Source organism: Dermacoccus sp. Ellin185, from assembly GCF_000152185.1.
GTDB lineage: Bacteria > Actinomycetota > Actinomycetes > Actinomycetales > Dermatophilaceae > Dermacoccus > Dermacoccus nishinomiyaensis.
On the sequence record NZ_AEIQ01000121.1, the window covers coordinates 1 to 22,656 of the forward strand.

The window sequence follows — 22,656 nt, forward strand, 5'->3', positions numbered from 1 at the left end:
TTTCCATGACGCGGAGCAGCACACGCTCACGATCGGCGACTAATGTTCGCTGGGAGAAGGTTCTGTCTATTGGGTAGGTGGTGGTCACCGCCCGGACTGGGTGATCACATACCCGTTCAACACCCTTGACGCGAGATTCTCAGGAATCCATGGCCATCCGTTGAGCCGTGGGAACGTCGAGGTCGGCAGTGATGTCTGGGTGGGTTTCGAGGCGTTGATCATGTCGGGTGTGACCATCGGCCACGGTGCGGTCGTTGGTGCTCGATCCGTCGTGACGAGGGACATCGAGCCCTATACCATCGTGGCTGGTTCGCGAGCGCGGGTGGTACGTAAGCGCTTCGACGATCGGACGTTAGCGCGTCTACGCGACATCGCTTGGTGGGAGTGGGATGAGGCGGAGGTGTTCGCCGCAGCACCTTTCCTGCAGAATGCTGACATATCGGCCCGTATCGAAGGTGTCGATTCGGGCTCGTAGGGTCCTTCTTCTGCAAGACGGCTGTCTGGCTCGGCTGTTACGCCGCGCGGGAGACCGAGCGGGCCCGGGACCCGGCGATGACGCTCGCGTAGTAGTCGAGCAGACGCTGCGTCATGCCGTTCCAGGAGCGGCCGGCCATCTTGCGCGCGCCCGAGGCGCCCATGCGCTCGCGCATCGCCTCGTCGCTCACGAGCGTCCCGATGCTCTGCCGCAGCGAGCCGGACGCGTCCGGGTTGAACAGCAGACCGGTGACGCCCGGCTTGACGATGTCGAGCGGGCCCCCGGCTGCGGGCGCGACGACGGGCAACCGCGACGCCATCGCCTCTTGCAGCGTCTGTCCGAAGGTCTCCTTCGTGCCCGTGTGGCAGAAGATGTCGAAGCTCGCGTAGCTGTGGGCGAGTGTCGCGCCCTCCTGACGGCCGAGGAAGTGCGCGCGCGGCAGCAGTGCGGCGATCTCATCCCGAGAAGGGCCCTCACCGACCAGCGCGATGCTGATGCCCGGCAGGTCGGCGATCTCGGCGAGGCGGTGCAATTCCTTCTCCGGCGCGAGACGCCCGACGTACCCGACAATCACCTCGCCGTTCGGCGCGAGGCGTGAGCGCAGCTGCGCGACCTGCGGCGAGCGGCGCAGCTCGGGCGAGTAGGTGGCGGTGTCGACGCCGCGCCCCCACAGCGCGACACGCGGCACGCCGTGCGCGGCGAGCTCGGTGATCGCCGCGCTGCTCGGAGCGAGCGTCAGGTCGGCGAGGGAGTGAAGGTGACGCACCCAGGTCCACGACGCGCGATGTGCAAGGGGGCCGACGGGCCCACCGTGCTGCGCGACGTAACTGGGCATGTCGGTCTGGTAGATGGCAACCGTCGGGATACCGAGGTTGCGCGCGGCAGCCAACCCTCGCGCGCCGAGGCCGAAGGGTGAGGCGGCATGAACGACGTCCGGAGCGAAATCGCGCAGGATCTGTTCGAGTCTCCGGGTCGGCAGCCCGACACGGAACGCGCGAAGAGTGACGGTCGGCACCGTCGTCACACGGAAGCCGAGGTACTGCGTCGGGGCGGGGGAGGGACAGATGACGAGAACGTCGTGCCCTCCGGCAGCCGCGAGACAGTCGAGCACCCGGCACACGCTCGTGGTGACGCCGTTGAGCGTCGGCAGGAACGATTCGGTGACGATCGCAATTCGCACGTGCTCAGCACACCCCGCGACGGTGACGCGTGCGCACCCGCGCGATGGCGCCACGCTGAGCGTCAGGTGAACAGCACGTGGCCCCACGCGAATGCACGCCTCGACCCGCCACGCCTGCCCGGGTGAACTACGGTAATGGTCATGTCAGACGTGGAGTCGAGCCCGATCGAGGGCTTCTGGGGTGTGATTCCCGCGGGTGGATCGGGAACACGGTTGTGGCCGCTGTCGCGCGCGAACTCGCCGAAGTTCCTGCACGACCTCACCGGGTCGGGGCGCTCGCTGCTGCAGGGCACGGTCGACCGGCTGCAGCCGCTGTGCGGCTCCAACCTGCTCATCGTCACGGGCGCCTCGCACGCCGAGGCCGTGCGTGAGCAGCTGCCCGAGCTCGGCCCGAACGACCTGCTCGTCGAACCCAGCCCGCGCGAGTCGATGCCCGCCATCGGCCTCGCCGCCGCAATCCTCGAGAAGCGGGATCCCGAGGCAGTCCTCGGCTCGTTCGCAGCCGACCAGGTCGTCGGCGACACGTCGGTGTTCGAGGACACCGTGCGTCAGGCCGTCGAAGTCGCGCGCGAGGGCTACCTCGTCACCGTCGCCATCCGCCCGACGTACCCATCAACCGGCTTCGGCTACATCCGCGCCGGCAACAGCCTCGGCATCGACGGTGCGCCGGACGCGACGATCGTCAAGGCCTTCGTCGAGAAGCCCGACGGCCCGACGGCGCAGGCCTACGTCGCGACCGGCGAATACGCCTGGAACGCCGGCATGTTCGTCGTGCGCGCCGCGACGCTCATGGAGATGATCGAGCACTACCAGCCGCGCCTGGCCGAGTACCTGCGCATCATCGCTGACAACCCGTTCCGCCTCTCGGAGCTGTGGCCGCGCCTGACGAAGATCGCCATCGACAACGCCATCGCCGAACCGGCGGCGGTCGACGGGCGCGTCGCGACGGTGCCCGGCTCGTTCACCTGGGACGACGTCGGCGACTTCGCCTCGCTCGCGTCGCTGCTCGTCGAATCGGCCGACGCGCCGGGCGTTAAGGTGCTCGGTGAGAGCGAACTCGTCGTCATGCAGGACGCGACGGGCGTCGTCGCACCGCGCTCGGGGCGCACCGTCGTCGCCATGGGCATCGAGGACGTCGTCGTCGTCGACACCGTCGACGCGGTGCTCGTCACGACGCGTGAGCGTGCCCAGGACGTCAAGAAGATCGTCGAACAACTCAAGCTGAGTGGCCGCGAAGACCTCACCTGAGGTTGACCAAGCTGGAGCACTGAGCTGGGCCAGTCATGTTGTCACCACACCTCATCGAAGCTGGCAGATACCTAGCGGGGGTTATCGAATGGGAATGCGTGTAGCAGTCATGACTTGGAGGGCAAGGGCTGACGCGTTGTTGGGACGCGAATTCACGATCGGAGCTCGGGCCGCAACTGTGCTCGTGAGTGCATCGTTCGTCTTCTTGTGCCTCCCTCGGATCTCGGGATGGACCCTGTCCCATGTCCACAAGGAAGACGGAGTCATATTCCTGCATGACTGGGTGGAGCATGGATGGGGTTCTGTATTCGAGCTGTACACGGGCTACCTTCACGTCGTACCGCGGCTGACCACGGCTTTTGCGGCTTCGTTGCCACCTGAGGCGTTCGCTCCGGTGATTGGTGTTTTGGCCGCGGGGTGGCGCATCTGGCTCGCCACGGTCAGCTACTGGGCGTTCAGATCACTGGACTGGTCACCGAAGAGCAGCGCTGTCGCCGCCTCGATGTTCGTCCTTGTACCGGCAGGGCAGCACGAAGTGCTCGGCAACCTGACCAACGAGCGGTGGTTCTGTGACGCGGGCCTCGTGGTCATCGCTCTCTCACGTCTGACCGGATTGCGCGCGGCATTGGCGAGTGTGACAGGGCTGCTGTGCGCGCTGTCGGATCCGCTGGCCATTGCGTTGATCCCGGTTCTGGCCATGGGCGTGTGGCTGAATCGGGGGCGGGGTTGGCTGGCGCCTCTGACGGCGATCACAGGTGCCCTCATTCACGCGGCAATGCTTGACTCGGGGGCGCGACAAGCTGGTGTATCTGCTTGGCTCCATCTGCCAGGAGAACTCTTGGGTCAGTTCGTGGTGAGAGGGCTTGAGATCCCGCAGTTCGGCGTCACCGGTACGATGGTGGCAAACAAGCTGGCCCCCTGGCCGGTCGTGGCGCTTGGCGTGCTTCTGCCTATTGCCATCCTGCTGAAGTGCCGCGACCGTCGGCTCCTTCTGATGCTTGCCACAGCCTGGTATCTTTTGGCTTGTTCGATCGTCTTCGCGTCACCTCAAGATCTCACCGTCTCAAACTGGTTCGCGGCGGGTCAACCGTCACGGTATTCACTGGTGCCGTCAATTCTTCTCGCCATGGTGGCGGTCGGAGTGGGGAGGCTGCTGTGGGGTCGAGGTCAAAAGACGCTGCCCATCCTCGTGGCGTGCGCGTTCCTCGTTGGCATGATCCTTGATTTTCGCGGGGATCCGCAGAACGCCGAGGGTCCGACATGGGCAAACACCGTTGAGCGAGCACAGACACAGTGTCGTGCTACGCCCCTCGTCGTCACGCCGGTAGAGTTCAACCCGACAAGGCATCCGCAGAAGTGGGAGGCGCCTATCCGCTGCGCGTGGTTGATGCGGTGAGGCTGGTTCCATCGGCGACAATGACGGCATGAACCTCGATCTCGACGCCCTCCGCCGCGCCGCGCTCACCCACGGGTACGAGAAGGCGCTGAGGCCCGCTCTCTTCCGCATCGGCGGGGGAGACGCCGAAGCAGCGCACCACGCGACGATCAAGGCGATGGCGCAACTCGGTGCGCTGCCGGGCAACGGCCTGGCCGTCGACGCCCTCGGCGCCGCGCTCGGTGCGCCGTCGGACCCCGTCACCCTGGCCGGCATCGACTTCCCCGGCCGTGTCGGCCTCGCCGCGGGCGTCGACAAGGACGGCGTCGCCGTCACGTCCTGGCAGGCGCTCGGCTTCGGGCACGTCGAGGTCGGCACCGTCACCGCGCACCCCCAGCCCGGCAACCCGACGCCGCGGCTGTTCCGCCTCAAGGCGAGCGAGGGCATCATCAACCGGATGGGGTTCAACAACGCCGGCTCCGAGGCGCTCGCCGACACCCTGAGCGCCGCGCGCGCGACCGGCACGCTCAAGATCCCCGTCGGCGTCAGCCTCGGCAAGACGAAGACGACGGCCGTCGAGGAGGCAGTCGGCGACTACCTCACGTCGCTCGGTCGCCTCTCCGGTCTCGCCGACTACTTCGCCGTCAACGTCTCCAGCCCCAACACGCCTGGGCTGCGTTCGCTGCAGGACAAGGCCCCGCTGCTCGAACTGCTGCAGGCCATCACGACGCGCGAGGCGCACCTGGCGCAACAGCGCGGCGCGCGCCCGACGCCGGTGTTCGTCAAGATCGCGCCCGATCTCACCGAGGACGCGCTCGAGGACGTCCTCGACGTCGTCCACGGTGCCGGGGTGGCCGGTCTCATCGCGACGAACACCACGCTGACGCGCGACGGCATCGCGCGCGCGGATCAGCCGCTGGCCGCCGAGGCAGGCGGGCTCTCGGGTGCCCCGTTGACGCGCCGGGCGCGCGCCGTCGTCGCGTTCCTGTCGGCGCGCACCCAGCTGCCGATCATCGGCGTCGGCGGCGTCATGACCGCCGACGACGGCCTCGCACTCGTCGATGCGGGTGCGGACCTCGTCCAGGTGTACTCCGGTTTCATCTACCGCGGCCCGGCGCTCGTGCGCAATCTCAACGCGGCGCTGCGGGCGCGTCACGCCTGAGAGCGTCCTGCGCCGGCGCACGGGGCACGTGACCCGGGTGCCCCGCCCGCCCTTTCGGACGTGACGCGAGTTACAGTGCCGTCATGAGTGGCGCAGACGACCGCAAGCAGACGACCGAGTCGGGCCTCGGGCTCAAGCCGGTGTACTCGGCCAACGACCTGGCGGGCTTCGATCCCGCGACGCGGCTGGGGGAGCCCGGTTCGTACCCGTTCACGCGCGGCGTGTACCCGTCGATGTACACGGGGCGCCCGTGGACGATGCGCCAGTACGCCGGGTTCGGCACTGCGCGTGAGAGCAACCAGCGCTACCACGAGCTCGTCGCCAACGGCACGGGCGGGTTGTCCGTCGCGTTCGACCTGCCGACGCAGATGGGCTACGACTCGGACGCACCGCTCGCGCACGGCGAGGTCGGCAAGGTGGGCGTCGCCATCGACTCGCTCGACGACATGCTCGTCCTGTTCGACGGGTTGCCGCTCGACGAGGTCTCGACGTCGATGACGATCAACGCGCCCGCCTCGAGCCTGCTGCTCATGTATCAGCTCGCTGCCGAGCGGCAGGGCATCCCGGGCACGAAGCTCACGGGCACGATCCAGAACGACGTGCTCAAGGAGTACATCGCGCGCGGCACGTACATCTATCCGCCTGCCGAGTCGCTGCGGCTCATCTCGAACATCTTCGAGTACTGCCACACCGAGATCCCGCGCTGGAACACGATCTCGATCTCCGGGTACCACATGGCCGAGGCAGGCGCGACGCCCGCGCAGGAGATCGCGTTCACCCTCGCCAACGCCAAGGAGTACGTGCGGGCGGCGCTCGCCGCGGGCCTCGACGTCGACGACTTCGCGCCGCGACTGTCGTTCTTCTTCGTCGCGCGCACGACGTTGCTCGAGGAGGTGGCGAAGTTCCGTGCCGCTCGCCGTCTGTGGGCGCGCATCATGCGGGACGAGTTCGGCGCGAAGAACCCGAAGTCGCAGATGCTGCGCTTCCACACCCAGACCGCCGGCGTACAGCTGACGGCCCAGCAGCCCGAGGTCAACCTCGTGCGCGTCGCGCTTCAGGGCCTCGGCGCCGTCCTCGGTGGCACGCAGAGCCTGCACACGAACAGCTATGACGAGGCCATCGCGCTGCCGACGGCCAAGGCCGCCCGCCTCGCGCTGCGCACCCAGCAGATCCTCGCGTTCGAGACGGACGTGACGAAGACCGTCGACCCGTTCGCGGGTTCCTACGTCGTCGAGTCGATGACGGACGACCTCGAAGAGGAGGCGATGACGCTCATCCAGGCCGTCGAGGACAAGGGCGGGGCGGTGCGCGCCATCGAAGAGGGGTTCCAGAAGAACGAGATCGAGAAGAGCGCCTACGACGTCGCGCTGCAGATCGACTCGGGGGAGCGGGTCGTCGTCGGCGTCAACAAGTACACCCTCGACGAGGAGGAGCCGTACGAGCCGCTGCGCGTCGACCCGGCGATCGAGGCCGAGCAGTGCGAGCGTCTCGCCACGCTGCGGGCGAACCGCGACCAGGGTGCCGTCGACGCCGCGCTGGAGAAGCTGCAGACCGCGGCCTCCGGCGCCGACAACGTCCTGTGGCCGATGCGTGAGGCCCACGCCGTCGGCGCCACCGGCGGCGAGGTGAGCGACGCCCTGCGCGCGGTGTGGGGCAAGTACACGCCGCGCGACGCGTTCTGAGGCATCGCTCGGGCCGGCCGAGGTGAACGAGCGGCGGCAGTGCGCGGCCGGGCGACAATGAGCACGCTCGAGAAATCGTCGATACCTCCGGCCCGGGCTCGGGCCCCCGAACGAGAAGGACGTGGTGGCCCTGAGCTCCCGCAAATCACCCCTGGCCGGCATGGGGATCGGGCAGAAGATCGCGACGATCGCGCTCGCCGCCCTCGCCGTCATCGCGCTACTCGCTGTCCTCACCGGACGCGGGGGAGGAGGCGGCGCGAGCAGCTCTCCGTCGTCGAAGTTCTCGCCCGCGACCTACTCGGACGGCCCGTCGTCGTCCGGTGCGAAGTCGGGCGGTGAGAAGTCGGGCGGGGCGGGCCGGGCATCGTCGAGTGCCCCCACATCGGGTGACGGCGACGCCGCCGGCGTGGTGCCCGTCGCGCAGCTGCCCGCGCAGGCGCGGGCGACGCTGGAGCTCATCGACGCAGGGGGGCCGTTCCCGTACTCGCGTGACGGCATCGTCTTCGCCAACCGTGAGGGCCGCCTGCCCAAGCATCCGCGCGGCTGGTACCACGAGTACACCGTCGAGACGCCGGGAGAATCCGACCGCGGCGCTCGCAGGTTGATCCAAGGCAAGGACGGCACCATCTATTACTCGGGCGACCACTACAAGAGCTTCCGGAGGGTGCAGAGATGACGGCTGCGACGGTGCGTGGGCTGATCGAGGCGGGCCAGGGCGGCTGGGTGCCGCGGGGGCTGACAGGCCCGACGTCCGACGAGTTGCGCTCGCTGTGCAAGGACGCGGGGTGGTGCTTCGCGGAGGTGCGCCTCGCCGGGGTGGCGGACAAGCCCGACCTCATGCGCACTCTCGCGCGCCAGCTCGAGCTGCCCGCTTACTTCGGCGGCAACTGGGACGCCCTCGAGGAATGCCTCGGCGACGTCGTCGCGCGCGAGGACGGCATGGTCCTGCGGCTCAAAGGCCTCGGCGCGCTACCCGCGGGCCTGAGCGACCCGCTCGTCGACATCGTCGACGACCTCGTCGAAGATCATGACGGCGCGGGCCGCACGAGCCCGCTCGTCGTCGTCGCCGACCCGCCGTTGCCGCGCTGAACACCACTGCTCGGGCCCTGCGGTGACACGACCGTCGTGGGTGAGACGTGTGCTGTACCACATCGAGTCGCGGCGGCGCGCAATAACGGTTCGGTCACCTCGGATCGTTGTCGCTTCAACCCGGCGCGCGGCCCCGGTAGGCTGAACCGGTCCGGTGGCGTGACGTGCGCCACCTCTGCCAAGACGAAGCCTGTCGTGAGCACGCATTTGCGTGCCTGGACGTCGCTCGCCCGCCCCGGGTGCTGACGCGCGATGCGGCCTTCGTTCCGATAGACCCAAGGAGTCCCCGTGAAGCGGGTTGTTTCCATCGCTGCCGCCGTCGCCATGACGGCCGGTCTCGCCGCCTGTGGTTCGAACGACAAGTCCTCCGGTTCGTCCTCCGGGGGCACCGACCAGTTCAAGGCCGCCATCGCCTTCGACGTGGGTGGCCGCGGCGACCACTCGTTCAACGACGCCTCCTACCAGGGCCTCGAGGACGCGAAGAAGAAGATCTCGAACCTGTCGATCACGACGGCCGAGGCCTCCGAGTCGGACAACGACCAGGCGCGCGTCAACCGCCTCACGCAGCTCGCCTCCTCGGGCAACAAGGCGATCGTCGCCGTCGGCTTCGTCTACGCGAACGCCGTCGGCCAGGTCGCCAAGAAGTTCCCGAACGTCAAGTTCGCGATCATCGACGACGCGACGCCCGCGTCGGCCGGCTCGAACGTCGAGCAGATCACCTTCAAGGAGAACGAGTCCTCCTACCTCGCCGGTGCCGCGGCCGCCAAGACGAGCAAGACGGGCCACATCGGCTTCGTCGGCGCGCTCAAGGTGCCGCTCATCCAGAAGTTCGAGGCCGGCTACATCGCGGGCGCGAAGAAGGTCAACCCGAACATCAAGGTCGACTCGAAGTACCTCGCCTCCGACGGCAAGGGCTTCAACGACACCCCCGGCGGCAAGGCCGCTGCCGACGCCATGTTCCAGTCCGGCGCCGACATCGTCTTCGCCGCGGCCGGCAAGTCGGGCGACGGCGTCATCTCCTCGGCGCACTCCAAGGGCAAGTGGGCCATCGGCGTCGACTCCGACCAGGCCCTGACGGCCGACAAGTCCGTCGCCGGTTCCGTCCTGACGTCCGCGATGAAGCGTTGCGCGGGCACCGTCGAGGACTTCGTCAACTCGGTCAAGGACGATTCCTTCAAGGGCGGCAACAAGGTCTACGGCCTCAAGGAGGACGGCGTCTCGCTCTCCACGACGGGCAACCACCTGTCCGCCGACACGCTCAAGACCGTCGATGACCTGAAGAAGCAGGTCGTCGACGGCAAGATCACGGTTCCCACGACTCCGTCCAACTGAGTCGCCCCCCGGTGAAGGTCCGGCAAGCGGGTGTTCTGCTTGCCGGGCCTTCACGGTTCGAGCAGGAGTGTGCGTCATCGACACCACCGATCCCACGACGACGTCGGCCACCGCGCCGGACGTCAGCGCGCCCCCGCAGGGGCCCCTCGCCGTCGACCTGCAAGGCATCACGAAGCGATTCCCCGGCGTCGTCGCGAACTCCGACCTGTACCTGCAGGTCGAGCGCGGCACGATCCACGCCATCGTGGGGGAGAACGGTGCCGGCAAGTCGACGCTCATGAAGATCCTCTACGGCGTGCAGAAGCCCGACGAGGGCACGATCCGCATCAACGGTGACGAGGTCTCGTTCTCGTCGCCGAAGGACGCGATCAAGGCCGGCGTCGGCATGGTGTTCCAGCACTTCATGCTCGCGGACAACCTCACCGTCCTCGAGAACGTCGTCCTCGGCGCCGAGAAGCTGCACGGCATCGGGGCGAAGGCGCGCGCGGAGATCACGCGCATCTCGCAGGCCTACGGGCTCGGCGTCCACCCCGACGTGCTCGTCGCCGACCTCGGCGTCGGCGCCCGTCAGCGCGTCGAGATCCTCAAGGTGCTCTACCGCGGCGCGAAGATCCTCATCCTCGACGAGCCGACGGCCGTGCTCGTGCCGCAGGAGGTCGACGAACTGTTCGCGAACCTCGCCGAGATGAAGGCCGAGGGCCTCACGGTGCTGTTCATCTCGCACAAGCTCGACGAGGTGCGCGGCGTCGCCGACGACATCACCGTCATCCGCCGCGGCACGACGATCGACCGCGTCAAGAGCGCGTCGGTGACGAGCAAGCAGCTCGCCGAACTCATGGTCGGCTCGCAGCTGCCCACCCCCGCGACGCAGGAATCGACCGTCACCGACCGCGTCGTCATGCGCCTCGACGGGCTGACGCTCGCCGACCGCGCCGGCGGCCCGGCACTGCTGTCGGACATCGACCTCGTCATCCGCGCCGGCGAGGTCGTCGGCATCGCCGGTGTCGAGGGCAACGGCCAGGCCGAACTCGTCGAGACGATCCTCGGCATGCGCCGCGCCGACAGTGGCCACGTCGTCATCGGCGACGACGACGTCACGACCTGGCCGACGAAGCAGATCCGCGACAGCGGCGTCGGCTACATCCCCGAGGACCGTCACCGTCACGCGCTGCTGCTCGGTTCGCCGCTGTGGGAGAACCGCATGCTCGGCCACCAGCGTCAGGCCCCCGCGAGCAAGGGCTGGCGCCTCACGCCCGGCGCGGCGAAGGAGGACACGCAGCGCATCGTCAGCGAGTACGACGTGCGCACGCCGAGCATCGACGTGACCGCCGGGTCGCTGTCGGGCGGCAACCAGCAGAAGCTCATCTTCGGGCGCGAGATGTCGCACGCACCGCGCGTCCTCGTCGCCTCGCACCCGACGCGCGGTGTCGACGTCGGCGCGCAGGCCGCGATCTGGGATCACATCAAGGACGCACGTCGCGAAGGTCTTGCCGTGCTGCTCATCTCCGCCGACCTCGACGAACTGATCGGCCTGTCCGACACGATCCGCGTCATCCTGCGAGGGCGGCTGTCGGGCGAGTTCGACCCCCATCACGTGACCGCCGAACAGCTCGGCGCCGCGATGACGGGTGCCGGTTCGGACGCGAGCGACGCGAGCGCCGGCATTCCCACGACCTCGAAGACCGAGAACACGACCGGCGCCACCGCCGCCGGCACGAGCGAGGACACCGTCCGATGAACTCCACCCTCCGCCGCGTCGGCGTCGCGCTCGCCGCGCCGCTGCTCGCCATCGCCATCGCCGTGGTGCTGACGTCGATCGTCCTGCTCGCGCTCGGCAACTCCGTCGGGCCGGTGTGGCAGGTGTTCCTGTCGTCGCCGATGCCGGGCGTCACCGAGGCGATCGTCAACGACACCGCCGTGCTGTACCTGTCGGGCGTCGCCGTCGCCATCGGCTTCCGGATGAACCTGTTCAACATCGGCGTCGACGGCCAGTACCGCGTCGCCGCGTTCGCTGCCGCGCTCTTCGCGGCGCAGGGCTGGCTGCCGGGCTTCCTCAACGTCATCTTCGCGCTGCTTCTCGCGATGCTCGTCGGCGCCGTGTGGGCCGGCATCATCGCCGTGCTCAAGGTGACGCGCGGCGTGTCCGAGGTCATCAGCTCGATCATGCTCAACTCGATCGCGACGGGCGTCGTCGCGTGGCTGCTCAACAAGGTGGCCGACCGCACGCCCGGATCGAACGCCACGGTGACGAAGAGCATCCCCGACAGCTCGCACGTGCCGGCGCTCGCGAACCTGTCCGGTGGGCCGATCTACGGCCTCGGCATCCTCGCCGTCGTCGTCGGCCTGGTCTACTGGTTCGTCATCAACCGCACGCGCTTCGGCTTCGACCTGCGCGCGACGGGCACGTCGGAATCCGCGGCCGTCGCGAGCGGTGTCAACGTCAAGCGCATGACGATCTCCGCCATGCTGATGTCGGGCGCCGTCGCCGGCCTCGTCGGCATGCCGCAGCTGTTCGGCCAGGACTACAACTACGGCTCCAACAGCCAGAGCGGTCTCGGCTTCGCGGGCATCGCCGTCGCACTGATCGGACGCAACAACCCGATCGGCATTGCGTTCGGCGCGCTGCTGTGGGCCTACCTCAACGGCCAGTCCGACGCGCTGCAGATCAACGCCGGCGTCAACGCCTCCCTCGTCAACATCATCCAGGGCATCATGGTGCTCGCTGTCGTCATCGCGTACGAACTCGTGCGCCGCTGGGACAAGAGCATCGAACAGCGCCACGTCGCCGCGGAACTGGCCGCCGGAAACACCGCAGGAGCGAGCGCATGAGCACCGTCGCAACCCGACCCGCGGCAGGGATCACCCACCGTCTCGGTCGCAAGGCCCTGCTGCCGCTCGGCCTGCTCGGCATCCTCGTCGCGCTGTCCGTGCTGCGTGTCGCGACGGGCGTCAACGACATCGACTCGGCCAACGCGATCTCCGCGGCCGTCGTCGCCGCCGTCCCGCTGGCGCTGGCGGGCCTCGGTGGCCTGTGGTCCGAGCGCGCGGGCGTCGTCAACATCGGGCTCGAGGGCATGATGATCATGGGCTCCTGGTCGGCGGCATACGCGGCCTATCACTGGGGTGCGTGGGCGGGCGTCATCGCAGCGATCGCCGGCGGCATGCTGTTCGGCGTGCTGCACGCCATCGCGACGGTGTTCTTCGGCGTCGACCAGATCGTCTCCGGTGTCGCGATCAACCTGCTCGGCGCGGGCCTGACGAAGTTCCTCGCCGAACGCTTCTTCTCGAGCCTGCCCGGCGGCGGTGCGACGCAGAGCCCCAGCCTGCCGGACATCGGCACGTTCACCGTGCCCGGTTCGTCAGCGCTGTCGGATCTCGAGGGCAAGCACTGGTTCCTCGTCTCCGACCTCGCCGGCATCCTCGGCGGCCTGTTGACGAACGTGTCGTGGCTGACGCTCATCACCGTCCTGCTCATCGCGGCGACAGCGTACGTGCTGTGGCGCACGCCGTTCGGTCTGCGTCTGCGCAGCTGCGGTGAGGCGCCGCAGGCCGCCGAGACGCTTGGCGTCAACGTCTACCTCTACAAGACGATCGCGGTGCTCGTCTCCGGCGCCCTCGCCGGCCTCGGCGGCGGCTTCCTCGCGATGGTCGCCTCCGACGGCTTCCAGCAGGGCCAGACCGGCGGGCGCGGGTACATCGGTCTCGCCGCGATGATCTTCGGCAACTGGATGCCGCTCGGCACCGCCCTCGGCGCGCTGCTGTTCGGCTACACGCAGGCGCTGCAGCTGCGCGGCGGCGACCAGGTGCATGCGCTGCTGCTGCTCGTCGGCGCGGGCGTCATCGTCGGCGCGATCTGGATGGCGGTGCGTCGTCGCGTGCTGCCGGCGGTGATCCTGGCGGTGACGGCGGTGCTCGTGCTGAGCTGGTACTTCGGTTCGAACACGATCGACCCGAACCTCACGAGCACGGCGCCATACGTCGTCACCTTGCTCGTCATGGCGTTCGCCAGCCAGCACCTTCGCATGCCGGCGGCCGACGGTGACGTCTACCGCAAGGGTGAAGCCGGGTGAGCGGGCACTCACGTGTGACGGCCTCGGCTGCGCAGACACCCGACTGGGCGCACCTGCGCTCCGAGGCCATCGCCGCGTCGCGGCGCGCCTACGTGCCCTACAGCCGGTTCCCGGTCGGCGTCGCCGCGCTCACGACCTCGGGTCGCGTGCTCACCGGCTGCAACGTCGAGAACGCCGCCTATGGCGTCGTGCTGTGCGCCGAGTGCGGGCTTGTGTCGTCACTGTTGAACACGTCTGAGCGGGACGGTTTCGGCGGGGGTGTGAACGCTGGTGTGGCTGACAACGCGATGGCCGGCGCAGACTGTTCCGACGCCGGCCTGTATGACGGCGGGGCGGGCCCGGTCGTCGATGCGACTGCGGCGCGCGAGCGGCTCGTCGCGCTGTCGTGCGTCGACGGCAACGGCACCCTGATCACGCCGTGTGGACGCTGCCGTCAGTTGCTGGCCGAGCACGCCGTGGCGCCGTCCGTCGATTCACCTGGCCTGCTCATCGACATGGACGGGCGCGACCCGCTGCCGTTCGTCGAGCTCCTCCCGTACGCGTTCGGCGTCACCAACCTCGACGCCGTCGCCACCTCCGCCGCCCAGCTGAAAGGCGAATCATGACCTCCGCTGCCTCCACCCACGAGGCGTTCGACGCCGTTGACCTCATCCGCACGAAGCGCGATCGCGGCACGTTGAGCCGCGACGAGATCGACTGGATCATCGACGCCTACACACGCGGCGCCGTCGCGGACGAGCAGATGTCGGCGATGGCGATGGCGATCCTGCTCAACGGCATGACGCGGGACGAGATCGCACGCTGGACCGCAGCGATGATCGCGAGCGGTGAGCGGATGGACTTCTCGTCCCTGCGCGTGCCCACGGCCGACAAGCACTCGACCGGGGGAGTGGGCGACAAGATCACGCTGCCGCTCGCGCCGCTCGTCGCGGTGTTCGACGTCGCCGTGCCGCAGCTGTCGGGCCGCGGGCTCGGTCACACCGGCGGCACGCTCGACAAGATGGAGGCCATCGCCGGGTGGCGTGCAGGGCTGACGAACGCCGAGATGATGCGTCAGCTCGACGAGGTCGGCGCCGTCATCTGCGCCGCCGGTGACGGGCTGGCACCCGCCGACAAGAAGCTGTACGCGCTGCGTGACGTGACGGGCACCGTCGAGGCCATCCCGCTCATCGCCAGCTCGATCATGAGTAAGAAGATCGCCGAGGGCACGGGCGCGCTCGTGCTCGACGTCAAGGTCGGCTCGGGTGCGTTCATGAAGACGCAGGACGACGCCCGCGAACTGGCGCGCACGATGGTCGACCTCGGCAACGACGCCGGCGTCGACACGGTCGCGCTGCTGACCGACATGTCGACGCCGCTCGGGCTGACGGCCGGCAACGCTCTCGAGGTGCGCGAATCGGTCGAGGTGCTCGCCGGGGGCGGCCCGAAGGACGTCGTCGACCTCACGGTGGCACTCGCCGTCGAGATGCTCGCCGGCGCCGGTCGGCCCCAGGACGAATCGGCCGTGCGCGCAGCGCTGAGCGACGGGCGTGCGATGGACGCGTGGCGCCGCATGGTCGCCGCGCAGGGCGGCGACCCCGACGCCGAACTGCCCGTGGCGAAGGAGTCGCACGTCATCACCGCGCCGAGCGACGGCGTGCTGACGCGCCTCGACGCACTCGCCGTCGGCGTCTCGGCGTGGCGACTCGGCGCGGGCCGTGCGCGCAAGGAGGACCCGGTGCAGGCCGGCGCGGGCATCGAACTGCACGCCAAGCCCGGCGACACCATCAGCGCCGGCACGCCGCTCATGACGCTGCACACCGACACGCCGGAGCGTTTCGAGCGCGCCGTGGCCGCCCTCGACGGCAGCTACAACATCAGCGCCGACGCCGACGCAGGGTCATCCACGCCGCGCGACATCGTCATCGACCGCATCGCCTGACCCCGCCCCACCTGCGACTCGTCCATATTCGCGATTCCCGTCCCCGTCGGCGATTCCTGCCCACCCTTGCGAATCTCGTCCCTATCTGCGATTTTCAGTCACTCTTGCGAGAGTGACCGAAAACCCAGATGGGGACGAGATGTGCGAATGGGACGGAAATCGCGAAGGTGGACGCCGTTCGCAGAGGTGGACGAAAGTCGCGAATGTGGACAAGAATCGCAGATGGGGACGGGGCAGGTGAGCCCTACACTTGGGCCATGACTGACACCTCTGCGACGACACACAGCTTGGACGAAACGGCGGCGCGGGCACTCACACAGGACGTCGTCGCGGCGCTGCCGAAGGTCGTGCTGCACGATCACCTCGACGGTGGGGTTCGTCCGGCGACCGTCCTCGAACTCGCGCGCAAGACCGGCTACGACGCGCTGCCGGCCGACGACGCCGAGACACTCGCGCGCTGGTTCCGTGACAGCGCCGACTCGGGTTCGCTCGTGCGTTACCTCGAGACGTTCGAGCACACCGTCGGCGTCATGCAGACCCGCGACGCCATCGTCCGCGTCGCCGCCGAGTGCGCCGAGGATCACGCGGCGGACGGCGTCGTCTACGCCGAGGTCCGCTTCGCGCCGGAGCTGCACATCGAGAAGGGTCTGGCCCTCACCGAGGTCGTCGACGCTGTGCTCGAAGGCTTCCGACGCGGTGCCGAACGCGCCGCCGAGCAGGGCAGGCCCATCGTCATGCGCGCCCTGCTGACGGCGATGCGCCACGCAGCGAAGAGCGTCGAGATCGCCGAACTCGCTGTCGCCTACCGCGACCAGGGCGTCGCCGGTTTCGACATCGCCGGTGCCGAGGCCGGTTTCCCTCCCACACGCCACCTCGACGCGTTCGAGTACCTGCGCCGCGAGAACGCGCACTTCACGATCCACGCCGGTGAAGCATTCGGGCTGCCGAGCATCTGGGAGGCCATCCAGTACTGCGGCGCCGAACGGCTCGGGCACGGCGTGCGCATCACCGACGACATCACGATCGACGGCGTCGCCTACCCCGAACTCGACGAGCCGGCTCGCGCCGCGCTGCCTGAGCGTGTTCGGGCGGGGGAGGCCGACGTCCGCCTCGGGCGCCTCGCCGCCTTCGTCCGCGATCGGCGCATCGCGCTCGAGGTGTGCCCGATCTCGAACCTGCAGACGGGTGCGGCGTTGTCGCTGCGCAGCCACCCCATCTCGTTCCTGCTGGCACTCGGTTTCCGCGTCGCGCTCAGCACCGACAACCGCCTCATGAGCGACACGTCGATGACGAAGGAGATGACCGGGCTCGTCAGCGAGGCAGGCTGGGGTCTCGACGACCTCGAGAAGGTCACCGTCAACGCGATGAAGTCGGCGTTCATCCCGTTCGACGAGCGCCTCGCGATCATCATGGACGTCATCAAACCCGGGTTCGCCGCGGCCCGCGCCTGACGTGCCTGACCTGGTCGGTGACCCACGCTGCTGCGTTCGGTGGCCGAGCACGTGCACCCTGAGCGCCGCCCAGGTGCGCCCGTCAGATCGCTGACGACTGCAGCGCCGCAGCGCGGCGCACGGCCTCGGAGAACGTGACGGGTTGGGCGCCGCGCGCCAGGTGCGCTCTGACGAGTTCGGGTTCGTCCCGCCACAGCCGCGCCCCACGCCGCACGAGGACGAGCGGGGGCTTGCGGCGCTCGGCCACGTCGCGGATGAACCGCCGGGCCGCAGTCACCGTCCGGTTGCGACGCAGGCACCACGCCTCGCCGAGCACACCGCGCTCGGCGAGCGGGGCGATGACGTCGGGCGCGAAGATGCCCTCGGCGACGACGAACCGGGCTCCGTCGAGCGTGACGGAGTGCGTGCCCGTCGCACGACTCTGCGAGATCGAGTACTGCGGCACGTCGGTGGCACCGGTGCGGCACAACCGCTCCAGCGACTGCGCAGCGGCCTCGACGTTCCACGTGCCGGCGTTGTCCCAGTCGATCTCGCCCGAGGCGAACCGCGGCAGATCGGGCGCGTCGTGATCGCGGTAGAAGTCGTCGAGATTGACGAACGGCCACCCGTGGCTCGCGCACAACTGGCGAGCCAGCCGCGACTTGCCGCTGCCCGACGGCCCCGACACGACGATGACGCGGGCGAGCGCTCCCCGCGCGCCCACGACAGGCCCGTCTGCGTCAGCCGGAGCCGGCGGGTGAGTCGTCGAAACCTTCTCGGGGGCAACGTCGCTCGTCGGAAGGCCCCCTTCGGCGGCGCTCTCGTGAGACGTCACAGTGCGGTGAGCTCCTCCATCGCACGCCGCGTCGCGGCGAGACGGCGGGCCGCCTCCGCACGCGCCGCGGCCAGGGCGTCGTCCACGCCGGGCGCCAGGTCGTCCACGGGCACGATCGCCTCGAGGTAGACCTTGACCTTCGGCTCGGTTCCGCTCGGGCGCACGATGACGCGGGTGCCGTCGGCGAGCAGGTAGCGCAGGCCGTCGGTCGGCGGCAGGCCGCCGTCACCGAGGGCGAGGTCGTGGAACTGCGCGACGACGACGTCTCCGATCTGCGTCGCAGGTCGTTCGCGCAGGGCCGCCATGATGGCGGGGATCTGCGCCAGCTCGGCGACGCGGATGCTGAACGAGTCGCTCGCGTACACGCCGTGGCGGCGGGCGAGGTCGTCGAGCAGGTCGACGAGGGTGCGGCCCTCGGCCTTCAACCCGGCCGCCAGTTCCGCGACGGCGAGGCCCGCGGAGATGCCGTCCTTGTCGCGCGCGACGGACGGCGCGGTGCAGTACCCGAGCGCCTCCTCGTAGCCGTAGGCAATGTCGGGCACCCGGGCGATCCACTTGAACCCGGTCAGCGTCTCGACGTGCGCGACGCCCGCATCGGCCGCCATCGCGCCGAGCTGGCGCGAGCTGACGATGCTGTTGGCGAGCACGGGCGCGCCCCCGTCGACGCCGTGCAGCGCGCCGGTCGCAGCGAGGTCGAGTGCACGCTGCCCGAGCAGCACCCCCACCTCGTCACCGCGCAGCATGCGCCACCCCTGGGGGTCCTCAGCCGACGCGCACCTCGGGTCGGGCGCGGCGACGGCGCAGCGGTCGGCGTCCGGGTCGGAGGCGATGACGATGTCGGGCCGCACCTCGCGCGCGAGGTCGAGCGCCGCGTCGATCGCGCCGGGCTCTTCTGGATTCGGGAAGCTGACGGTGGGGAAGCGCGGGTCGGGCTGTTCCTGCGACGCGACGGGCGTCGGGCGCGCGAAACCGGCCTGCTCGAACGCCGCGAGCAGCGTCGTCGACCCGACGCCATGCAGCGCCGTGTGGACGACGGCGACGTCGCGCGGTCCGCCCGGGGTGATCGAGGCGACACACGCGTCGCGGTAATCGGCCTCGAGGTCGTCGCCGAGGGTCTCCCAGCCGTCCTCGGCGCGCTCGATCGACGCCGCGGACGGGAACGTGTCGATCGCCGCGGCTATTTCGGCGTCGGCGGGCGGGACGATCTGGCTGCCGTCGCCGAGGTAGACCTTGTAGCCGTTGTCCTGCGGCGGGTTGTGGCTCGCCGTCACCATGACGCCCGCATCAGCCCCGACGTACCGGATCGCGAACGCGAGCACCGGCGTCGCCAGCGGACGCGGCAGGACGAGCGCCCGCCCACCCGCAGCGGTGACGACGGCCGCGGTGTCGGCGGCGAACACGTCACTGTTCGTGCGCGCGTCGTACCCGATGACGACCGTGACGTCCCGCTTGCCGAGCGAGGTCTGCAGGTAGCGCGTGAGCCCCGCCGCAGCACGAAGGACGACGACGCGGTTCATGCGGTTGGGCCCGGCTCCGAGCGCGCCGCGCAGGCCCGCGGTACCGAAGGCGAGCAGTCCGCGGAATCGATCGGCCAGATCATCGAGCGCCGCAGCGTCGCCGGATTCGGCTGCCGCCACGACGGATTCGAGTTCTGCGCGTGTCACCTCGTCGGGGTCGTCGGCGATCCAGGCACGTGCCTGGTCGAGCAGGTGGGCCGTGTCGGTCGTCATCGTCGTTCCTCGCTCGCGTCGGTGATCGATTCGGTGGTCGGCGCCGTCACAGCGCCCGGACGATGCCCGACAGCAACTGCCCACACCGCTCGGCCGCTGCCCGCCCGGCTTCGATGACCTCGGCGTGGTCGAGCGGAGTGGGGCTGATACCCGCCGCCGGGTTCGTGACGAGGGAGATGCCGAGCACCTCGAGGCCCGCGTGACGCGCCGCGATGGCCTCGAGGGCCGTCGACATGCCGACGAGGTCGGCGCCGAGCGTCTTCGCCATGCGCACCTCGGCGGGCGTCTCGTAGTGCGGCCCGGTGAACTGCGCGTAGACGCCCTCGTCGAGCGAGGAGTCGATCGAACGCGCCACGTCGCGCAGGCGCGGTGAGTACAGGTCGGTGAGGTCGACGAACGTCGCGCCCTCGAGCGGCGAGGTGGCCGTCAGGTTGATGTGATCGCTCATGAGCACGGGCGTGCCCGGGCCCCACTCCGGGCGCAGGCCGCCGCACCCGTTCGTCAGCACCACGGTGTCGCACCCGGCCGCCGCGGCGGTACGCACGCCGTGGACGACGGCGCGCACCCCCTTGCCCTCGTAGAAGTGCGTGCGCGTGCCGTAGACGAGGGCGCGCTTGCCACTGCCCTCGATCTCGATCGAGCGCATCTGCCCGCTGTGACCAGCGACGGCCGCCGCGCCGAACCCGGGCACGTCGGTGTTGTCGATCGTCGCCTTGACCTCGCCGATGAGGTCGGCGGTCTGGCCCCAGCCGGAGCCGAGGACGAGCGCCACGTCGTGCTTCTCGACGCCCGTGCGTTCGGCGATGACGCGCGCGGCGTCACGCGCGATCTCGAAGGGATCGACGCTCGGATCGGACAGGGGCGAAGTGGTCTGCTGAGTCACCCCTTCAGGGTACGTGGCGAGGCCGACAACCGGTGCCGACCGCGCGAACGTCCCTGTTGCCGATGCGCCCGCCGACGCACCTGCAGGCGCACCTACCGCCGTGCCCTGCTCGCGCCACATGCATCGACGTGCCCGCGATTCGAAGTCTCTTGACGTCAAGTGATTGGATAGGGGGGTGAGCTCACGGAAGAAGTCTGTCGTCGTCATCGGTGGTGGCCCGGGCGGTTATGAATCCGCGCTCGTCGCCGCCCAGCTCGGTGCGCAGGTCACGGTCATCGACCGTGACGGCCTCGGTGGTGCCGCGGTGCTCACCGACTGCGTCCCCTCCAAGACCCTGATCGCCACCTCCGACTTCCTCTCGCGCTTCGAGGCGGCCGGCCGCCTCGGCGTCGGCTTCGAGGGCAACGAGGAGAACCAGCACGCGCACGCCAACCTGGGCCAGGTCAACGAGCGCATCCTGCGCCTGGCGAAGGCGCAGTCCGTCGACATCCAGGCTCAGCTCGAGAGTGTCGGCGTGCGCATCCGGCGCGGCACCGGCCGCGTCAAGGGCCACGGGTGGGTCGAGGCCGAGCTCACGAACGGCGAGACCGAGGACATCCGCGCCGACGTCATCCTCCTCGCGATGGGCACGACCCCGCGCGTCATGGACACCGCGAAGCCCGACGGCGAGCGCATCCTGACGTGGAAGGACATCTACAACCTCACCGAGGTCCCCGAGAAGCTCATCGTCGTCGGTTCTGGTGTCACCGGTGCCGAACTCGCGCACGCCTACCTCGGCCTCGGCGCCGACGTCACGCTCGTCAGCTCGCGTGACCGCGTGCTGCCCGGCCAGGACGCCGACGCGGCCACGGTCATCGAGAACGTCTTCCGCCGCCGCGGCATGACGGTCCTCAACCGCAGCCGCGCCATGGCCGCAACGCGTGAAGGCGACACCGTCGTCGTGACGCTCGAGGACGGACGCAAGGTCGAAGGCACGCACGCGATCCTCGCCGTGGGTTCGATCCCGCAGACGAAGGGCATCGGCCTCGAGGCCGCGGGCGTCGACCTCACCGACTCGGGCCACATCGTCACCGACCGCGTCTCGCGCACGAGCGCGCAGGGCATCTATGCCGCCGGCGACTGCACGGGCGTATACCCGCTCGCGTCCGTCGCAGCGATGCAGGGGCGCGTCGCCATGCACCATGCCCTCGGCGACGCGGTGCAGCCGCTCAACCTGCGCGGCGTCACGGCCAACATCTTCACCGACCCCGAGATCGCGACGGTCGGCTACAGCCAGGCCGACGTCGAGGAGGGCAAGATCGAGGCGCGCGTCGTCACGCTGCCGCTTTCGACGAACCCGCGCGCCAAGATGCGCAACATCACCGACGGCTTCGTCAAGCTGTTCGCCCGCCCGGGATCGAACACGATCATCGGCGGCGTCGTCGTCGCGCCGCAGGCCTCGGAGCTGATCTACCCGATCGGCATGGCCGTCGCGAACCGCCTGACGGTCGACCAGGTCGCCAACACGTTCTCGGTGTACCCGTCGATGACGGGTTCGATCGCCGAGGCCGCACGTCGTCTGCACAGCAGCGACGTCTTCTGATCCCTCGCCGCACGCGATGACGAGGACGAGCGCGCCCAGCGATGCCGCCTGCGAGAACCCACGCCCGGCGGCGCTGCTCGACGCAGCGACGAGCGTCCTCGCGACGAGTGGGCTGCGTGGGCTGACGCACCGGGCGGTCGATCGTCAGGCGGGTTTTCCCGAGGGCACGTGCTCGGTCAGCTTCCGCACGCGCGCCGCGCTGCTCGCCGGCCTGACGACGCACGTCGGCTCCCGCGTGGCCGTGCAGGTCCGCGCGCTGGGCGAGCAGATCCCGTCCGGCACCGACGACCCGCTCGCCACCGCACCGTTCGCGACGGCCCTGCTCGAACGCTGGGTGACGCAGGACGACGGCGCGTTGATGGTCGCGATCCTCGAACTGTCCCTCGAGTCGCTGCGCACGCCCGAGCTCGCGCCGGCCGTGGGGGAGTGGCGCAGCGAGCTCGTCAGCATCGTCGAGACGATCGTGTGCCGCACCTCGGAGACCGGCGCGCGCTCCGATTCGCGTCTGCGCGCCGAGACGGCCGTCGCGAGCATCGAGGGCATCGTCCTGTCGGCGCTCGCGCAGCCTGCGGAGCGTCGCGGCCCGTACATCGACAAGACGCTGCGCATGGTGCTGCTCGGCACCGCGTCGCCAGAGGACGCGCGCCCCACGCACTGAGCTA

General features: G+C 69.5%; 20 protein-coding genes. 16 read left to right on the forward strand and 4 right to left on the reverse strand.

Annotated elements, in window-relative coordinates:
• Positions 1–100 precede the first annotated feature (100 nt).
• Positions 101–475 carry a CatB-related O-acetyltransferase gene (locus HMPREF0321_RS17300; RefSeq protein WP_286697315.1) on the forward strand — a complete coding sequence of 125 codons (375 nt, stop codon included), beginning with the start codon at positions 101–103 and terminating at the stop codon, positions 473–475.
• A 37-nt stretch (positions 476–512) separates the two neighbouring features.
• Here HMPREF0321_RS17300 and HMPREF0321_RS13695 read toward each other — a convergent pair whose 3' ends face one another.
• Positions 513–1,655 carry a glycosyltransferase family 1 protein gene (locus tag HMPREF0321_RS13695; RefSeq protein WP_040015139.1) on the reverse strand — a complete coding sequence of 381 codons (1,143 nt, stop codon included), beginning with the start codon at positions 1,653–1,655 and terminating at the stop codon, positions 513–515.
• 135 nt (positions 1,656–1,790) lie between these two features.
• Between HMPREF0321_RS13695 and HMPREF0321_RS13700 the strand changes: the two genes are divergently transcribed.
• The 13 genes from HMPREF0321_RS13700 to HMPREF0321_RS13760 all read left to right on the forward strand — a co-directional run bounded on the left by HMPREF0321_RS13700 (position 1,791) and on the right by HMPREF0321_RS13760 (position 16,985).
• On the forward strand, positions 1,791–2,903 hold the full coding sequence (locus tag HMPREF0321_RS13700) for a mannose-1-phosphate guanylyltransferase (protein ID WP_006947324.1): 1,113 nt from the start codon (positions 1,791–1,793) through the stop codon (positions 2,901–2,903).
• A gap of 184 nt (positions 2,904–3,087) precedes the next feature.
• Entirely contained in the window at positions 3,088–4,299 is a 1,212-nt protein-coding gene (locus HMPREF0321_RS13705; protein WP_131941366.1) for a hypothetical protein, read from the forward strand.
• Positions 4,300–4,327: 28 nt separating this feature from the next.
• Positions 4,328–5,440, forward strand: a complete 1,113-nt coding sequence (locus HMPREF0321_RS13710) for a quinone-dependent dihydroorotate dehydrogenase (protein ID WP_006947403.1) — start codon at positions 4,328–4,330, stop codon at positions 5,438–5,440.
• Between the two features lie 83 nt (positions 5,441–5,523).
• Positions 5,524–7,122, forward strand: coding sequence for a methylmalonyl-CoA mutase (locus HMPREF0321_RS13715; RefSeq protein ID WP_006947334.1), 1,599 nt, complete (start codon positions 5,524–5,526; stop codon positions 7,120–7,122).
• 121 nt (positions 7,123–7,243) lie between these two features.
• Positions 7,244–7,798 (forward strand): ribonuclease domain-containing protein, encoded by a 555-nt coding sequence (locus HMPREF0321_RS13720; protein WP_254654002.1) that lies wholly within the window; start codon positions 7,244–7,246, stop codon positions 7,796–7,798.
• Complete coding sequence (locus HMPREF0321_RS13725) at positions 7,795–8,211, forward strand: barstar family protein (protein WP_006947396.1); 417 nt, start codon at positions 7,795–7,797, stop codon at positions 8,209–8,211. Before HMPREF0321_RS13720 ends, HMPREF0321_RS13725 begins: the two co-directional genes overlap by 4 nt.
• Before the next feature lie 288 nt (positions 8,212–8,499).
• Positions 8,500–9,543 carry a BMP family protein gene (locus tag HMPREF0321_RS13730; protein ID WP_006947332.1) on the forward strand — a complete coding sequence of 348 codons (1,044 nt, stop codon included), beginning with the start codon at positions 8,500–8,502 and terminating at the stop codon, positions 9,541–9,543.
• Between the two features lie 67 nt (positions 9,544–9,610).
• The gene (locus HMPREF0321_RS13735; RefSeq protein ID WP_006947336.1) at positions 9,611–11,281 is read left to right on the forward strand and encodes an ABC transporter ATP-binding protein; all 1,671 of its coding nucleotides are present in this window, start codon (positions 9,611–9,613) and stop codon (positions 11,279–11,281) included.
• The gene (locus HMPREF0321_RS13740; RefSeq protein ID WP_006947353.1) at positions 11,278–12,372 is read left to right on the forward strand and encodes an ABC transporter permease; all 1,095 of its coding nucleotides are present in this window, start codon (positions 11,278–11,280) and stop codon (positions 12,370–12,372) included. Before HMPREF0321_RS13735 ends, HMPREF0321_RS13740 begins: the two co-directional genes overlap by 4 nt.
• Positions 12,369–13,613, forward strand: a complete 1,245-nt coding sequence (locus tag HMPREF0321_RS13745; protein ID WP_006947380.1) for an ABC transporter permease — start codon at positions 12,369–12,371, stop codon at positions 13,611–13,613. Before HMPREF0321_RS13740 ends, HMPREF0321_RS13745 begins: the two co-directional genes overlap by 4 nt.
• Positions 13,614–13,627: 14 nt before the next feature.
• Complete coding sequence (locus HMPREF0321_RS15160) at positions 13,628–14,218, forward strand: cytidine deaminase (RefSeq protein WP_050786630.1); 591 nt, start codon at positions 13,628–13,630, stop codon at positions 14,216–14,218.
• A complete protein-coding gene (locus tag HMPREF0321_RS13755; protein WP_006947390.1) occupies positions 14,215–15,534 on the forward strand; it encodes a thymidine phosphorylase in 1,320 nt (439 codons plus the stop codon). The genes HMPREF0321_RS15160 and HMPREF0321_RS13755 overlap by 4 nt, the downstream gene beginning before the upstream one ends.
• Before the next feature lie 257 nt (positions 15,535–15,791).
• Entirely contained in the window at positions 15,792–16,985 is a 1,194-nt protein-coding gene (locus HMPREF0321_RS13760; RefSeq protein WP_050786631.1) for an adenosine deaminase, read from the forward strand.
• 82 nt (positions 16,986–17,067) lie between these two features.
• Here HMPREF0321_RS13760 and HMPREF0321_RS13765 read toward each other — a convergent pair whose 3' ends face one another.
• The 3 genes from HMPREF0321_RS13765 to HMPREF0321_RS13775 all read right to left on the reverse strand — a co-directional run bounded on the left by HMPREF0321_RS13765 (position 17,068) and on the right by HMPREF0321_RS13775 (position 20,412).
• A complete protein-coding gene (locus tag HMPREF0321_RS13765; protein WP_038571323.1) occupies positions 17,068–17,688 on the reverse strand; it encodes a uridine kinase in 621 nt (206 codons plus the stop codon).
• A gap of 107 nt (positions 17,689–17,795) precedes the next feature.
• Complete coding sequence (locus HMPREF0321_RS13770) at positions 17,796–19,529, reverse strand: phospho-sugar mutase (RefSeq protein ID WP_006947381.1); 1,734 nt, start codon at positions 19,527–19,529, stop codon at positions 17,796–17,798.
• A gap of 46 nt (positions 19,530–19,575) precedes the next feature.
• Positions 19,576–20,412 carry a purine-nucleoside phosphorylase gene (locus tag HMPREF0321_RS13775; protein ID WP_006947398.1) on the reverse strand — a complete coding sequence of 279 codons (837 nt, stop codon included), beginning with the start codon at positions 20,410–20,412 and terminating at the stop codon, positions 19,576–19,578.
• 175 nt (positions 20,413–20,587) lie between these two features.
• On the opposite strand from HMPREF0321_RS13775, the gene HMPREF0321_RS13780 reads away from it, so the two are divergent.
• Positions 20,588–21,994 (forward strand): NAD(P)H-quinone dehydrogenase, encoded by a 1,407-nt coding sequence (locus HMPREF0321_RS13780; protein WP_006947339.1) that lies wholly within the window; start codon positions 20,588–20,590, stop codon positions 21,992–21,994.
• Positions 21,995–22,010: 16 nt separating this feature from the next.
• On the forward strand, positions 22,011–22,652 hold the full coding sequence (locus HMPREF0321_RS15165) for a TetR/AcrR family transcriptional regulator (protein ID WP_006947400.1): 642 nt from the start codon (positions 22,011–22,013) through the stop codon (positions 22,650–22,652).
• Positions 22,653–22,656: the final 4 nt, after the last annotated feature.